General features: G+C 68.5%; 2 protein-coding genes (1 of these 2 only partly in view). Both read right to left on the bottom strand.

Features of this window, described 5'->3' with window-relative positions:
* Positions 1 to 3 precede the first annotated feature (3 nt).
* The gene (locus tag ACQR1X_RS14230; protein WP_434899054.1) at positions 4 to 16,401 is read right to left on the bottom strand and encodes a non-ribosomal peptide synthase/polyketide synthase; all 16,398 of its coding nucleotides are present in this window, start codon (positions 16,399 to 16,401) and stop codon (positions 4 to 6) included.
* A protein-coding gene (locus tag ACQR1X_RS14225; RefSeq protein ID WP_434899053.1) for an amino acid adenylation domain-containing protein crosses the window boundary here: on the bottom strand, positions 16,394 to 17,097 show its 3' end. Its footprint extends 5,875 nt past the window's final position; only the last 704 of its 6,579 coding nucleotides appear in the window; its start codon lies beyond the right edge, outside the window; its stop codon occupies positions 16,394 to 16,396. Before ACQR1X_RS14225 ends, ACQR1X_RS14230 begins: the two co-directional genes overlap by 8 nt.

Genomic DNA, 17,097 nt, shown 5'->3' with positions numbered 1-17,097 from the left:
ACCTCATTCAGCCGGTTCGGACTGCAGCGCCGGCGATGTCTGCGCCGCCTCGTCCGGCTCCAGCCACGCGCCGAGCGCCGTCAGGAAGGATTCGTTGCTCAGGATCCCGAAGTGATCGTCGCCGACCACGCCGAGGTCTGCCGCCTGCGGCAGCCGCGCCACGAGCCGATCTCGCTGTCGAAGCCGGCCCGAGGTCCACCAGCAGCCGGGCGCAACAGCGAGATCAGCCGGCCATTCGGCCGTTTGCGCCAGTTGCGCGAGATGGCGTCCGACTCTGAAGGCCGCGACGATGTCGTCGACGCCGAGAAGGCCGTCGCGCGGCTGCAGCGGCGCCATGCCGATCGCATTGGTGACGAGGCCCCGGATCACCTCGTCCGTCGCCGGCGCATCGGCGGAACGGATCACCGCCACCTGCGGCATGATCGCTGACAACTGCACGCCCGGCGCCGTGACCGAGAGCAGCGCGAGCAAGTCGTCAGTCCAATGTCGCGACGGCTGCTGGCCACCATGCGGAACGAAGCTGTCGATCAGCGCCAGACGCTCGACCCGCGCGCCGCGCCTTTGCAGTTCGGCGGCAACCAGGCCCGCGAGCAGCCCGCCGAGCGACCAGCCGATCAGATGATAGGGCCCCTCGCTCTGCGTCTGTACGATCTCATCGGCATAGTCCACGGCCATCGCCGCCAGCGAGCGATCGGTGAAGGACGGCTCGATCAGCGTCCGGCACTGCAGACCGATCAGTTGCCGTTCTCCCTCCAGACGACGCGCCAGCGGCGCATAGTCGAACACCGTGCCGAAGCCGCCGTGAAGGCAGAACACGGGCGCCACGCCATCGACCGGCGAACTCAGGGGCAGCAGCGCCGACGGCCGCGTGGATGATGCTGCGGGCGAGCCGAGCAAGGCGCGAATGGTCGGCTTCTGCAAGAGATCCCGCAGCTTGATCTCGCCGTCGAGGACCGGTTCGCGGCGAAGCCGCGCGATCACCTTGAGGCTGAGAATCGAGTTGCCGCCGAGCTCGAAGAAGTTGTCGGTGACGCCCACTTGCGCGACGCCGAGAACCTCCGCCCACAGCTTCGCCATCGCGACCTCTGGCGGACTTTCCGGGGCGATGAACGCGCGCCCGGCTGCGATACCAGGCGCGGGCAACGCCTTGCGATCGACCTTGCCGCTCGACAGCGTGGGCAGGCGCTCGAGCACGATGATGCGGGCCGGAACCATGTAGGCCGGCAATGTCCGGCGCAGCGTGGCCGTCAGCGCCGCCGACAGGCGCTCGGCCGGAGCAGCGGCGGCGTCGCCCGGCGCCCGTGGCGCCACATAGGCCACGAGCTGATTTCCTCCCGGCCCCGCCACCGCGAGCACGGCAGCCTGGGCGACGGCAGCGTCGCTCAGCAGAGCCGATTGAATCTCGCCAAGCTCGATCCGGAAGCCGCTGACCTTGACCTGATCGTCGCTGCGCCCGAGATACTCGATCGTGCCGCTCGCATCCCATCGGGCCAGGTCGCCGGTGCGATAGAGACGTGCGCCCTCCTCCGTCGAAAATGGATCCGGCACGAAGCGTTCCGCCGTCATGCCTGGCTCGGCGAGGTAGCCGCGCGCGAGCCCGAAGCCGCCGACATAGAGCTCGCCGGCTGCGCCTGCCGGAACGAGATTCAGCGCGCCATCGAGGATGTAGGCGGTGCGGCGGCCGACGGGAATGCCGATCGGCGCATAGGCCTTGTCGCATGCCGTGTTGCCATCGACCTTCCACACCAGCGGTGTCACGACGGTCTCGGTCGGACCATAGCCGTTGATCAGGATCCGCGGCTTCAGCGCCCGCCTCACCTTGTCGAAGCCGGCCTTCGGCATGGCCTCGCCACCGAACGAATACAACCGCACCGGCGGCGGATTGCCGGTCTGCTCCACCCATTCGGCGACCTGCTGCAGGTAGGCCGGCGGCAGGCCGATATGCGTCACGCGCTGCGCATGAAGCTCGGCGACCGTCTGCTCCGGCGTCCACAGCTCCGCATCGCGCATGACCAGCCGTGCGCCCTGCGACAGCACCGTAAGCCACCGTTCATGCGCGCCGTCGAAGGCCAGCGACAGGAAATGCAGCTCGGTTGCGTGCTCGTCGAGCTCGTAGAGCGCAGCGGTCGCCCGGCAATGCATCGCCAGCGGTCCATGCGCGACCGCGACGCCTTTCGGCCGCCCGGTCGAGCCGGACGTGTAGATCACATAAGCCAGATTCTCCGGATGCAGGCCCGGATCCGGCGCATGGTGCGGACCGCTGTCGAAATCGAACGAGGCCAGATCGACGGCCTGGACGCCTTCGGTGGCGGCGATCTCATGCGCGCCGGACAGCAGCATGCTCATCCCGGAATCGCGCATCAGATGGGCGATGCGGTCCGGCGGCAGCTCGGGATCGAGCGGCACATAGGCTCCGCCGGCCTTCAGCACGGCGAGCAGCGCGGCCATCGTCACTTCGTTGCGCTCGACGACGACGCCGACGCGCTGGTCTGGCTGGAGCCCGGCGCCGACGAGGCGGAGCGCGAGCCGATTGGCGCGACGATCGAGCTCGCCATAGGACACGTTCCTGCCGCCGATCGTGAGGGCGACACGTTCCGGGTCACGCTGGGCATGACCGCTGATCATCTCGTGCACGAGCGGACGCGTCGCGGAAGACGCCGCCCGGCCATTGCAGGCGTCAGCGCGCTGCACATCCAGAGCGGTAGCCGCATCGATTGCGCCGAGCGCGGCTTCCGGACTTCGCATGATAGCCGCGAGCAGATGTTCGAATTGCGCCCTCACCTGCTCCGCCTGATCCGGCGTGAAGTGGCTCGGCATATAGGTGAACTCGACCTGCAGCGTATCCTCGACCATGATGGACAGGTCCATCGGATAGTTGGTGACGTCGACATTGCGCAGCTCGCCGAATTGAAGCGAGCCGTCGCCCTGCAGCAGGCCCCGGTCGACGGGATAGTTCTCGAACACGATGATACTGTCGAACATGCTCTCGCCAGCACGGCCGGCCCAGCTCTGGATGTCGTAGAGCGGCGTCTGCTCGAAATTGCGCATCGCCGCGTTACGGTCCTGCATGGCACGCAGCCAGTCGCCGATCGTGGTGGCCGGCGACGGCGTCTCGATCACCGGCAGCGTATTGATGAACAGGCCGATCATCTGCTCGGCCCCGTCGAGACCAGCCGGACGGCCGGCGACGGTGACGCCGAAGGTGACGGTCTGCTGGCCGGTGTAGCGTTGCAGCAGCAGCGCCCAGACGCCCTGGATGAGCGTGTTCAGGGTGATGCGCTCGCGCCGCGCAAACGCCTTCAAGGCCGCGGTCGCATCTTCGTCGAGCCGCGTGTAGCAGCGCTGGTGCCCGTGCCCATCGTGGCGCCGTGCTCCGAAGGCATCGGCCAGTTGCGTCGGCTGGTCGAAGGCCGTGAGCTGTCCGCGCCAGAAGCGCTCGGCGGCCTGCGCGTCCTGGGCCAGCAGCCAGGCAACATAGTCGCGATAATGCGCTGAACGAGCCGTGAGCGCCCGCCCGGAATAGCGCTGCAGGATTTCGCCGATGAAGCGGGCCGAGCTCCAGCCATCCATCAGGATGTGATGGTAGGTCCAGATCAGGCGATGGCGCTCGTGGTCGAGCTGCAGCAGCCGGACACGCTGCAGCGGCGGCACCGCGAGATCGAACTCGACGTTACGCTCCGCGGCCAGGGCCGACGACAGCCGCGCTTCATCGACGACCTGCCCGCGCCAGTCCTCCATCACGAACGGCGCGTTCGCGGCACGATGGACGGCCTGCAGCGGTGCACCGGACAGCTCGCGCCAGAGAAAACCCGTGCGCGGCATCGGATGAGAGTCAGAGACCTCTTGCCACGCGCTGCGCAGCCGCTCGACGTCCAGCCCGCGGATCTCGACGCTGATCTGGTTGACGTAGACACCGCTGCCGGCATCGCGCAGGCTGTGGAACAGCATGCCCTGCTGCATCGGCGAGAGCGGGTAGACGTCCTCGATGCGGTCCCAGTCGACCCCGAGCCGGGCGAGCTCGTCGCTGGTCAGCCCGGACAATGCGCCGCGCGCGAGGGCAATCACGGGCTGATCTTTCCGTGCCGCTCGGCAGGCCGGCGCGAGCAGCTCGACCGTCTGCAGCCGGAACACGTCTCTCGGCTCCAGCACGAGACCAGCCCGGCGGGCGCGACCGACCATCTGCAGCGAGATGATCGAGTCGCCGCCGAGCTCGAAGAAATTGTCGGCGACGCCGACGTCCGGCTGGTGGAGCAGTTCGGCCCAGATCGCGGCGAGCGTGGCCTCGGCGGGACTACGTGGCGAGATGCGCTGTCCCTGTGCGGGCCGGGTGTCGGGCAATGGCAAGGCCTTGCGATCGATCTTGCCGTTCGGCGTCAGCGGCAGAAGCGGCAGCACCATGACGCGCGACGGCACCATGTAGTCCGGCAGCGCCGACGCGAGCGTCGCGCGCAGCTCAGCTCCGTCGAGCCCATCGTCGCCGCTGACATAGCCGACGAGCTGCCGCCCGCCGCCGAGCTCTTGCGCCACCACGACGCTGTCGCGGACGCCGGGCTGCGTGCGCAACCGCGCCTCGATCTCGCCGAGCTCGATGCGGTGGCCGCGAATCTTCACCTGATGGTCGGCACGGCCGACATAGTCGAGCAGTCCATCGGCGCGCCACCGCGCCAGATCGCCGGTCCGGTACAGCCGCGCACCGCGATCGCCGAATGGATCGGGAACGAAGCGCTCGGCGCTGAGCGCCGCCCGGCGCCAATAGCCGCGGGCCAGGCCTTCGCCGCCGATGAAGAGCTCGCCTGTCACGCCGACAGGGGCGCGGTTGAGATCGCCGTCGAGCACGTGCAGCGTGGTGCTGCCGATCGGCCCGCCGAGGACGGGTGCCGGATCGCGCACATCGAGCCGATGACGCGCCGACCACACTGTGGTTTCAGTCGGCCCGAACAGGTTCCAGACCTCGCCGCCGAGCGCGAGCAGCCGGAGCGCCAGATCGGGCGCCAGCGCCTCGCCGCCGCTCAGCAGGCGGCAGCCTTGAGGCAGCCATCCACGCGCGCCGTCGTCATGGTCGAGCAGCATGCGCCAGCTCGACGGCGTGGCCTGGATCATGGTCGCGCCATGACGGCCCACGATCGCTTTCAACGCCGCCGGATCATGGGCCGAGGCGCGGTCCGCCAGCACGATCTGCGCGCCACGAGTCAGCGGCAGCCAGAGTTCGAGCACCGCGATGTCGAACGACAGCGAGGTCAAACCGAGCACGCGGTCATCGCGCGCAATGCCCGGCTGCTCAGCCATGGTCGTCAGGAAATTCGTCACCGCGCCATGGCGCACCATCACGCCCTTGGGCAGTCCGGTCGAGCCGGAGGTGTAGATGACGTAAGCGAGGTTCTCAGGATGGATGGCGACGTCGAGATTCCCGACGTCGACAGCTTCTTCTCCAGCCGCCTCGTCCAGCAGCCAGGCCTCGGCATGGCCGTCCGCCAGCACCGGCGCGAGCCGGTCGTGGAGCGCCGCCTGCGTCAGCAGCAGCTTGGCGCCGCTGTCGGCCAGCATGTGCGCGAGACGCTCGGCCGGATAGTCGGGATCGAGCGGCAGATAGGCCCCGCCCGCCTTGAGCACCGCGAGCAGCGCCACCATCATCGTGACACCGCGCTCCAGCGCCAGCCCTACCACCACATCGGGACCGACGCCGCCCTCCCTGAGCCTTTGGCCCAGCCGGTTCGAGCGCGCGTTCAGCGCGGCGTAGCTGAGCGTCTCCTCATTGTGCACGAGCGCGATCGCATCGGGCGCGCGCCCCGCCTGCGCCTCGAATTGAGCGACGACACCGGGCGATATCACGGCGGCCGCTGTCGCGTTCACCCGTGCCAGCAGCGCGATATCCGCGGGATCATCGGCCGCAATGCAGCCGACCGCCTGCTCCGCATCGCGAGCGATGGCCGCGAGCAGTTGCACGAACGCCATCTGCAGCCGACGGATCTGGACGTCGTCGAAATGTTGCTGCTGGAAATTGAACACCAGCCGTAGCTCGCTTTCGAGACCGACACTCACGAACAGCGGGTAGTTGCTGGTTTCGAGGATCCTCGTCCGGCTGACGCTCAGACGGCCATCTCGGGTCTTCAAGGCCGCGTCCACCGGATAGTTCTCGAACACGAGGATGCTGTCGAACAGCGGACGCCCCGCCCGGCCCGCGATCCGCTGGATGTCGGCCAGCGGCATCCAGCCGTGGTCCCGCAGGCCGAGATTGCGATCCTGCAGGTCCCGCAACCACGCGCCGACGCGCTGCTCCGGATTCTCGGTGTCGACCACCGGCAAGGTGTTGATGAACAGGCCGACCATCTCTTCGGCGCCGGCGAGCCCGGCGGGCCGGTCCGATACCGTCACGCCGAAGCAGACCGTAGGCTGGCCGGTGAACCGACGGAGCAAGTGCGCCCATGCCGCCTGCACCACCGTGTTCAGCGTGACCCGTTCGCGGGTCGCGAAGCGTTGCAGCCGCTCGCTGAGATCGGCGTCCACCGCCATGGCGAGCGAGCCATGGCCGACGCGAGCGCCGGCCGCAGGCTGCGACAGCAGGCTCGGCTCGTCGAGTCCAGCCAACGCCGCTCGCCAGAACTCGACCGCCGCACCGTGGTCCTGCGCCTGCAGCCATCCGATGTAGTCACGGTAGCGCGGCGGCGGTCCCTGCAGCGCCCCCTGCCCCTCTTGCTGGATCACCTCGGCAATGAAGCGGGCCGAGCTCCAGCCGTCCATCAGAATGTGATGATGGGTCCAGATCAGCCAGTGCCGGTCATCGGCGATCCGGACCAGCCGCACGCGCTGCAGCGGCGGCCGCGAGAGATCGAAGCCGTCGGCGCGCTCGCGATCTGCAACTGCCATGAGCTCAGCCTCCAGCGCCGCCGGAGTAAGCCCCGCCGCACGTTCCCGCCAATCCTCCGCGACGAAGGCAACGTCGGCATTGCGATAAACGATTTGCTGCGGCGGTCCGGACAATTCACGCCACAGGAAACCGGTGCGAAGCACGGCATGACGGTCGCTGACGGCCTGCCAAGCAGCATGCAGCTTACCGGCGTCGAGGCCGCGGATCTCGGCAGCGACCTGGTTGACGTAGACCCCAGTGACGTCGTCGTGCAGCGCGTGAAACAACATGCCCTGCTGCATCGGCGACAGCGGATAGATGTCCTCGACCTCGCGCCAATCCAGCGCCAGCGCATCGAGCTCGGCCTGGCTCAGCTTCGACAGCGGCACATCGGACGGCGTCACGCCATGGACGCCGCTCGTGCAATGATCGACCAGTTCACGAAGCGCTTCCTCGAAACAACCGGCGACGCAGGTCACGGTCTCGCGTCGATAGCGCTTCCTGCTGAAGCCGAACGACAACTGCAGACGGCCGTCGAGCACCCTCGCATTGATCGCGATATGGTGGCGCAGCGGGCTCGATGCTGCACGCGAAGGTCCTGCGCTCTCGGGCGCGATCGAGAACAGCGCCGTCTCGCCCGTGCCGCCATCGACCTGACCGAGATAGTTGAACCCGATGCGCGGCTGCACGCCCGTCCTCAGCGCCGCACGCTGGGCATCAGACCCCAGGTAGCACAGCACGCCGTAGCCAAGTCCCCGGTTGGGGACGGACCGCAGCATCTCCTTGGTCGCCTTGATCAGCTCGGCGGGCGGCTGCGATCCAGCCGTCAATTGCACCGGAAAGGCGGTTGTGAACCAGCCGATGGTTCGCGACAGATCGAGCCCGTCGCCGAGATCCTCGCGGCCGTGGCCTTCGAGCTCGATCGCCATGATCTCACGGCCCGACCACTGCCACAACGCACGCGCCAGCGCCGACAGCAGCAGATCATTGACCTGGGTTCGGTACGCGCCGTGCGCCGCGCCCAGCAGGCGCGCGGTCAGCTCCGCGTCGATCGCGAGCAGCACGTCGTCAGCGTCGGCGCTCGTATCCCGATCCGCATGATCGACATCGCACGGCAGGTCATCCGTCTGCCGGAGACCGGACCAATGATCGAGCTCGGCAGCCAGCACATCCGAGCACGCGTGCGCGTGCAGTGCTGCGCCCCATTGGGCATAGGCGTGCGTCTTGGGCGGCAGCGTCGCCTCCTGCCCACGCATGAGCTGATCATAGGCCGCCGCGAGATCCTCCAGCAGCACACGCCACGACACGCCGTCGATCACGAGGTGATGGATCACGATCAGGAGGCGCTGCCCGCCGTCGGGCAGATCGATGCCGACCATCTGCACCAGACGCCCCTGCGCGAGCGAGAGGCTCGCCTGGACCTCCGCGGCCAGCGCGGTGACCGCCTCGCCGTCAGCCAGCTCGCACGCTCGAAACAGGCTGGGGGCGGCCGGCGCCGGCCCGTGCTCGGCGCGCCAGGTGCCGTCGATGCGTTGGAAGCGCAGCCTCAGCGCATCATGATGGGTGACGACCGCCGCCGCCGCGCGCCGCAGCACGTCCCAGTCGAGCCGCCGCTGCGGCCGCAGCAGCAAGGCCTGGTTCCAGTGGTCCGGCGCCTCCAGCTCCTGCTCGAAGAAGCGGAGCTGAATCGGCAGCAACGGCAGTGGCCCTGAGACGAGGCCGTGCTCCACCGTCGTCTCCAGCCGCGCGATCTGCCGCGCGTCGCGCGCCAGGGCTTCCAGTGTCTGATGCTTGAAGACGTCGCGCGGCTCGATCAAAAGTCCGGCTCGCCGCGCGCGACTGACCATCTGCAGCGAGATGATGGAATCGCCGCCGAGCTCGAAGAAATTGTCGGTCATGCCGACATCGGGCTGATGCAGCAGCTCGGCCCAGATGGCCGCCAGCGCAGCCTCGGCCGCCGTCCGCGGCGCAATCCGCTTGGCCGATGCGGGCGCCTCCGGCGCCGGCAGCGCATGGCGATCGACCTTGCCATTCACCATCAGCGGCAGACGATCGAGCACCACGATCCGCGCCGGCACCATGTAGTCCGGCAGGGCCGCGGACAAGACATCGCGCAGCACGACGCCGTCGAGCGTGTCGTCACCGCAGACATAGCCGATCAGTTGCCGGCCTGCTCCGAACTCCCTGGCGATGACGACGGCGGCAGTGACCGATGGCTGCTGCAACAGCCGCGCCTCGATCTCGCCGAGCTCGATGCGGAAGCCGCGAACCTTCACTTGATGATCAGTGCGGCCGACATAGTCGATGGCGCCATCGCTGCGCCAGCGCGCCAAGTCGCCGCTCCGGTACAGCCGCGCACCGGGAGGTCCGAACGGATCTGGAATGAAGCGCTCGGCCGTCAGCGCCGCGCGACCGAGATAGCCGCGCGCCAGCCCGTCGCCGCCGATATGGAGCCCGCCCGTCGTACCCTCGGCCACCGGATTGAGGTCGGCATCGAGAATGCGCAGGGTCGTGCCCGGGACCGGGACGCCGATCGGCACGCGCGGCCCGCTCGCCTCGCGGCAGCTCCAGAAGCTGGCATTGATGAGCGCTTCGGTCGGTCCATAGCGGTTGTCGAACCGGATCGCGGGGAATACCGTGTAGACTTGCTCCTTCAGTTGGACCGACAAGGCCTCGCCACCGGAGAACAGGCGCTTCAGGCTCACGCATCGGCGAGCTTCGGGCTCGGCCACGAATTGCGCGAGCATCTGGGGCACGAAATGCAGCGTGGTGACGCGATGCGTGGTGACTGCATCGATCAGCCGCTTCGGCTCGCGATGGGCACCCGGCGCTGCGATCGCAAGCCGTGCACCGACCGTCAGCGGCCACAGGATTTCCCACACAGCGACGTCGAAGCTGAACGGCGTCTTCTGCAGCAGCGTTTCGCCGGGATCGAGCCCGTACTCCCGCTGCATCCAGGCCAGCCGCGCCGCCAGCGCGCCCCGCGTGCAGGCCACGCCCTTCGGCATGCCGGTCGAGCCGGACGTGTAGATCACATAAGCGAGGCTCTCGGCGTGGATCGGACTGCGGAGATCCGAGCTGTCGGCATCGATCCCGTGCGAAGCGCGGCTGTCGTCGACGGCGATCAGCTCGGCGCCCGCCCCGGCCGTGATCTCCATCAGCCGATCGCGCAATTGCGGCTGCGTCAGCACCAGTCGCGCGCCGCTGTCGCCCAGCATCGCGGCGAGCCGCTGGCCGGGATAATCCGGATCGAGCGGCAGATAGCCGGCCCCTGCCTTCAGCACCGCCAGCACCGCCACGACCAGATCGGCACTGCGCTCGAATGCCAGGCCGACCGGAGCATCCAGAGCGACGCCGGATTGCCTGATCTGTCGTGCCAATCGGTTGGCCCGCGCGTTCAGTTCCGCGTATCTGATCCTCTCCTGATCGGAGATCAGGGCCACGGCCGCGGACGACCGTGCGACCTGCTGCTCGATCTGCGTCACCACGTCGACGAAGCGGTCTTTCACCGTCGGCGCGGCGGGTCCCGAGCTCCAGCCGAGCACCCGTTGCAAAGCGGCGGCGTCGAGGCCATGCAGCTCCGCGACCGGGCGGCTGCTGTCGTCGGCGATGCGCCCGAGCAGGCAGGCGAACGCCGCCTGCATCCGCTCGATCTGCGGCCGGTCGAACCGGCTGCGATCGTAACGGAAGCCGAGCCGGATGCCGGCGTCGGTGACGAACACCGCGACCGTCAGCGCATAGTTGGTGATCGAGATCTGCTCGGCGCGGCTGGCGCGCGGCCCCTCGCCGGCCTGATCGCGCAGCGCCGCGTCGACCGGATAGTTCTCGAACACGAAAATGGTGTCGAACAGCGGCCGGCCGGCGTGGCCGGCAAGACGCTGGATCTCGTGCAGCGGCATCCAGCCATGCTCGCGCAGGTCGACGTTGCGATCCTGCAGGCCGCGCAGCCAATCGCCCACCGGCGTCTGCGGTCTCGCGTCCTCGAGCACGGGCACGGTGTTGATGAACAGGCCGACCGTCTCTTCCACGCCCGCGACCTCGGGCGGACGGCCGGAGATCGTGGCGCCGAAGCAGACGACATCCTGCCCGGTCAAGCGTCGCAGCAGCTGGCCCCAGGCCCCCTGCAGCAATGTGTTCAAGGTCACCCGCTCGCGCCGTGCCACGAGCTGCAGCCGCTCGGTTTTCGCTGCATCGATGACGAGATCAATCGAGGCATGGCCGTGGGCAGGTATGGCCGGCCCGCCCAGCGCATCGGCCAGCAGGCTCGGCTCGCCGAGCGTTGAGAGCGAGCGCGACCAGAACGCGATCGATGCCTCGCGATCCTGTCGTTGCAGCCAGGCAATGTAATCGCGATAGCGGCCGCGCGGTGCACCCAGCGACGCGCCGCCGACATGCTGCATGATCTCCCCGATCAGCCTCGCCGCGCTCCAGCCGTCGAGCAGGATGTGATGATGGGTCCAGATCAGGCGGCAAACGCCGCCGCCGAGATCGATGAGACGGACCCGCTGCAGCGGCGGCCGTGACAGGTCGAAGCCGGCACGCCATTCGGCCGCCGCCACCTCGGCCAGCGCCGCGTCACGCGTGGCTCGATCCATCGAGTCCGCGCGGTCGCGCCAATCCTCCTCGACGAAGGGAACAGGAACCTGCCGATGGACGACCTGCTGCGGTGCGCCTGATAAGTCTCTCCACACGAACGCGGTCCGCAGCACCGCGTGTCGCGCCGTCACCGCCTGCCACGTCGCGCGCAGGCGCGCCGCATCCGCGCCTTCGATGTCGACGGCGATCTGGCTGACGTAGTTGCCGCTGTCGCCGTCGCGCAGCGCGTGGAACAGCATGCCCTGCTGCATCGGCGACAGCGGATAGATATCCTCGACATCGCGCCAATCGCGCGTCGCGCCGAGCAAATCGAGCTCCGGCTGGCCGAGGCGCGACAGTGGAACGTCGGACGGCGTGATGCCGTGTACACCGCTGGTGCAATGCGCGACCAGCTCGCGCAACGCCTTGGAGTAACACGCGGCCAGCCGCTCGATCGTCGTGCGGCGATAGCGGCGGCAACCGAAACTGAACGTCAGCTTCAGCCGGCCATCGAGCACCTGACCGTTGATGCTGAGCCAGCGGCCGAGCGGCGCGCTGGCGCTGCGTGACGGGCCCGTGCTTTCCGGCGCGAGCGCGAAGGCAAGGTCGGAGCCGGCGCCGAACTGGCCGAGATAGTTGAAGACGATTCGCGGCTCGGCTCCATCCGCCAGGGCGGCGCGCTGCTCGGGGCTGCCGCAATGGCGCAGCACGCCGTAGCCGAGCCCGCGCGCCGGGATGGCCCGCAATTCCTCCTTGATCGACTTGATGAGGGTGGCGTCGTCGCTCGCGCCGGCAGAGAGCCGAATCGGAAATGCTGTCGTGAACCAGCCGACCGTGCGCGACAGGTCGATGCCTTCGAACAGATCCTCGCGGCCATGGCCCTCGAGCTCGACCATGCATTCATCGCGCCCGCACCAGCGGCTGACCGCGCGGGCCAGCGCCGCCAGCAGCAGATCATTGACCTGCGTCCTGTAGGCGACGGGTGCCTGCTTGAGCAGTTGCCCGGTCATCTCGACATCGAAGGACACGACGACGTCTTCACCATCGGCGACGCGATCAGTCCCACCGTGATCGTCGTCGCACGGCAGGTCGTCGGCGGCGCTGCGCTGTCTCCAATAATCGAGCTGATCGGCCAGCTCCTCGCTCGCCGCGTAGTCTTCGAGCCTCCTGCCCCATGACGCCACGGACTGGCTCCTGGTCGGCAAGACAATCACGGCGCCCTGCGCCGCCTGTCGAGACGCCGAGGCGATGTCCTCGAGCAGGACGCGCCAGGACACGCCGTCGACGATGAGATGATGCACAACGATGAGAAGCCTCTGGCTGCCGTCCGCGACGTCCATGCCGACGAGGCGCAGCAACGGCCCCTGCAAGGACAGGCTCGCCTGCGCGGCCGCCGCAACCGAGGTGATCTCCGCCGCGTCCTGAACAGTGCGGATCCAGAGCAGATCGGCGCTCGCCGGCATCTTGCCGTATCTCGCGTGCCACGTGCCGTCGCTTTGCTCGAATTGCAGCCGCAGGGCATCGTGATGCGCCACCACGGCATCGACCGCCCGCGCCATCACGCGCCAGTCGAACCGCGCCGAGGGTACGAGCATCAAGGCCTGGTTCCAGTGATGCCGTTCGCCCGCGTCCTCGGCAAAGAAGCGGCGCTGGATCGGCAACAGCGGCACCGGATCGCCGTCGCGCGCGCCGGGCTCAGCGGAGACAATGACCGCCCGATCGCGGCGCGCGACCCGCGCCAGCTCCTGCAGCGTCTGATGCCGGAACAGATCGCGCGGCTCGATTGACAGGCCACGCTGCCGCGCCCGTCCGACCACCTGCAGTGAGATGATGGAATCGCCGCCGAGCTCGAAGAAATTGTCGGTGAGCCCGATCCGCGAATGGCCGAGCAGTTCGGCCCAGATCGCCGCCAGCTCCAATTCCACGGCCGATTGCGGCGCGACATAGTCTGTCTCGGCACACAATGACTCGGGCACCGGCAGAGCGTCGCGATCGACCTTGCCATGCGCCGTGAGCGGCATCTGCGACATCGGCACGATGCGGGCCGGAACCATGTAGTCCGGCAGCTCCTTCGTCAGCGCCGCGCGCAGCGTTGCCTCGTCGAAGCCATCCTCGCCGCAGACATAGCCGATCAGCTGCTGGCGTCCGCCGATCTCGCGTGCCACCACCACCGCCGACTGCACGCCCGTCTGCCGCGTCAGCCGCGCCTCGACCTCGCCCGGCTCGATGCGGAAGCCACGGATCTTGAGTTGATGATCGGACCGGCCGACATAGTCGATGACGCCGTCGGCACGCCAGCACGCCAGATCGCCCGTGCGATACAGCCGCGCGCCGGGTGCGCCGAACGGATCGGGGATGAAGCGCTCCGCCGTCAGCGCCGGCCGATTCCAATAGCCGGCCGCGAGCCCCTCGCCGCCGATATGAAGCTCGCCGATGACGCCGACCGGAACGATGTTCAGATCGCCGTCGAGAACATAGGCCGAGCGCCGGCCGACCGGATGGCCGATCGGCGCATAGGCGCAGTCGATCTCGGCATCGGCGTCGACCTTCCAGACCAGCGGCGTGACCACCGTCTCCGTCGGACCGTAGCCGTTGATCAGCTTGCGCGGCCGCAGCGCCTGCCTGACCTTGTCGAAGCCCGATTTGGGCATCGCCTCGCCGCCGAACGAATACAGCGACACGGGCGGCGGATCGCCGCGCCACGCCGCGAATTCGGCGAGCTGCTGCAGGTAGGCCGGCGGAAAGCCGGCATTGGTCACGCGCTCCGCGCGCATCACCTCGAGCGTCTTCTCCGCCGACCAGAGATCGGCGTCGCGCATCACCAAGGCCGCGCCGCAGCTCAGCGCGGTCCACAACCGCTCATGCGCGCCGTCGAAGGTGAAGGAAAGGAAGTGCAGTTCGCGCGACTGCTGGTCCATCTCGTAGAGACCGGCCGTGGCGTCGCAATGCATCGCGAACGGTCCATGCGCGACCGCGACGCCCTTCGGTACACCGGTGGAGCCGGACGTATAGATCACGTAGGCGAAGCTCGCGGGATGGACATCGACCGCGGGATCGATCTCCGTCGTCTCGGCCGGGATCACGCCGAGATCGACGACTGCGATGCCCGGCATCGGCGGCCATTGCGATCGTCCCGCCGCATCGACCAGCACGACGCGCGCGCCGGCATCGCGAACGGTTGCAGCAAGCCGCGCTGGTGGATGATCGGGATCGAGCGGCAGATAGGCGGCGCCGGCCTTGAGGACGGCAACGAAACCGGCGACGAGATCGGGCGAACGCTGCATCGAGAGCGCGACGAGCTCGCCGGGTCGAACGCCGAGCGCCAGCAGATGCTGCGCGATGGCATTGGCGCGGCGATCGAGCGCCTGATAGCTGATCGTCTCGGCTCCGAACACCAGGGCTGTCGCGCCCGGCGTGTCCTTGGCGTGCCGCGCGAACATCCGGTGCACCGACTGGAAGGCCGCGCGCGCGGGCGCGCAGGCATTCCACTGCCTGACGTCGTCGCGCTGCCGGTCCGACAACAGCTCCAGCGCCGCGATCCGGCGCGTGGGATCTGCGACCATTTCCTGCAGGATCGTCAGCCAATGGCCGGCGAGCCGCGTGATGGTCGACCGCTCGAACAACGCGGTGGCAAAGGAAAACAGCGCCGAGACGTCCCCCGACGGCAATTCCTCGCTGTCGAGCGCGAGGTCGAATTTCACCGTCTCAATCTCGGCCGCGATCGTCTCGATCTGCAATTCAGAGCTAGCCGGCGCATGCGCCGGCCCGCGCCGATGCTGATGGTTGTAGAGCACCTGGAACAGCGGCGTCTGGCTCAGGCTGCGCTGTGGCTGCAACACGTCGAGCAGCCGTTCGAACGGAAGGTCCTGGTGATCCCTGGCCTCGAGCGAAGCCGCGCGCAGCGTTTCGACGATGTCGGCGATCGTCCCCAGGCTGTCGATCCGCGTCCGCAGCACCTGGGTGTTGACCAACAGCCCGATCAGGCGCCGCGTTTCCGGCCGATCGCGATTGGCGAGGGGAACGCCGATGCTGATGTCGTCCTGGCCGCTGTAGCGATAGAGCACGAGCTTCAGTGCCGCGAGCAGCACGACGAACAGCGTCGTGTGATGTTGCCGCGCAAGCTCGCGCAGACGATCGGAAAGCTCGGCGCCGAGTGACAGGCGTATGGCACCGCCGGATTGGTCGGTCTGGGCCGAACGCGGCCGATCGAACGGCAGTTGCAGCATCGCCGTGTCGTGCAGCCGGCCGGTCCAGTAGCGGAGCTGCCGCTCCTCCTCCACCGCGCCGAGCCACAGCCGCTGCCAGGCGGAGAAATCGGCGTAGTCGATCTCGAGCGCCGGCAGCGAGGCGGTCTCGCCGCGGACGGCTGCGCGATAGAGCTGCCAGAACTCGTCGGTGAGGACCTGCATCGACCAGCCATCGGCGACGATGTGGTGCAGCGTCACCGAGAGAACATGGTCGTGCTCGTCGAGCCTCAGCAGCGCCGCGCGCAGCAGCGGTCCGGATTCGAGATCGAACGGCAGCGCCGCTTCCTCACGCAGCAGCCGGCGCGCCTGCTGCTCGCAATCATCGCCGGCAATCTCGATGCGGCGAAGCGCGACCGGCGCCGGCGGTCCCACGATCTGCTCCGGCTCGCCGCCGTCCTGCCGGAACGTGGTGCGGAGCGCGGCATGGCGCATGACCAGCTCGTCGAGCGCCCGTTGAAGCGCGGCGGCATCGAGACGGCCCCGCAGCCGGATCGCGACCGGCATGTTGTAGGCGGAGCCGTCCGGATCCATCCGCCACAGGAACCAGAGGCGGGCCTGCGCGAACGACAACAGCGCGCGCTGCAGCTGCTGCCGGGCGATCGGCAGAATCGAAAGATCGATGCCCTTGGCCGCCAACTGCGTCAGGAAGGCGCGCTGCTTTGGCGCGTCGAGACGCACCAACCGGCGCGCGATCTCGCTGAGCTGCTGGGCCTGAAGTCCGGACTGATCATTCATTGGCGAACTCGACTTCTTCAAGCAGATCGAACATGGCGGCGATGTCGTCGCTGCGCCTCGGCGGCGGGTCCGCGGCGAGCGCGGATGCCATGGTCTCGACCGTGGTCAGTTCGAACAGCCGCTTCAACGGCAGCTCCCGCGCGAGATCGCGCTTGATGCGGCCGACGAGCTGGACGGCCACCAGCGAGTCGCCGCCGAGCTCGAAGAAATCATCGGTGACGCCGACCGCCGGCCTGTGCAGCAGCTCGGCCCAGATCGTCGCGAGCGCAGCCTCGGTCGGATTGCGCGGATCGACGCGCCGCGCCCCCGGCGGCGTCGCATCCGGCCGCGGCAGCGCCTTGCGGTCGATCTTGCCGTTCGGGGTCAGCGGCAGCTTCGGCAGCACGATGACGCGCGAGGGCACCATGTAGTCCGGCAGCGCCGTTGCGAGCGCGGCGCGCAGCTCACTGCCATCGAGCGGGGCCTCGCCGCCGACATAACCGACCAACTGACGGCTGCCGCCGAGCTCGTGCGCGACGACGACGCTGTCGCGCACGCCCGGCTGCTCCCGCAGCCGCGCCTCGATCTCGCCGAGCTCGATCCGATGCCCGCGGATCTTCACCTGATGATCGGCGCGGCCGACATAGTCGAGCACGCCATCGGCCCGCCAGCGCGCGAGGTCCCCGGTCCGGTACAGCCGCGCGCCGTCGTCGCCGA

The organism is Bradyrhizobium sp. HKCCYLRH3073 (assembly GCF_051167995.1).
Lineage (GTDB): Bacteria > Pseudomonadota > Alphaproteobacteria > Rhizobiales > Xanthobacteraceae > Bradyrhizobium.
This window is presented reverse-complemented; position numbering and strand designations above follow the sequence as displayed.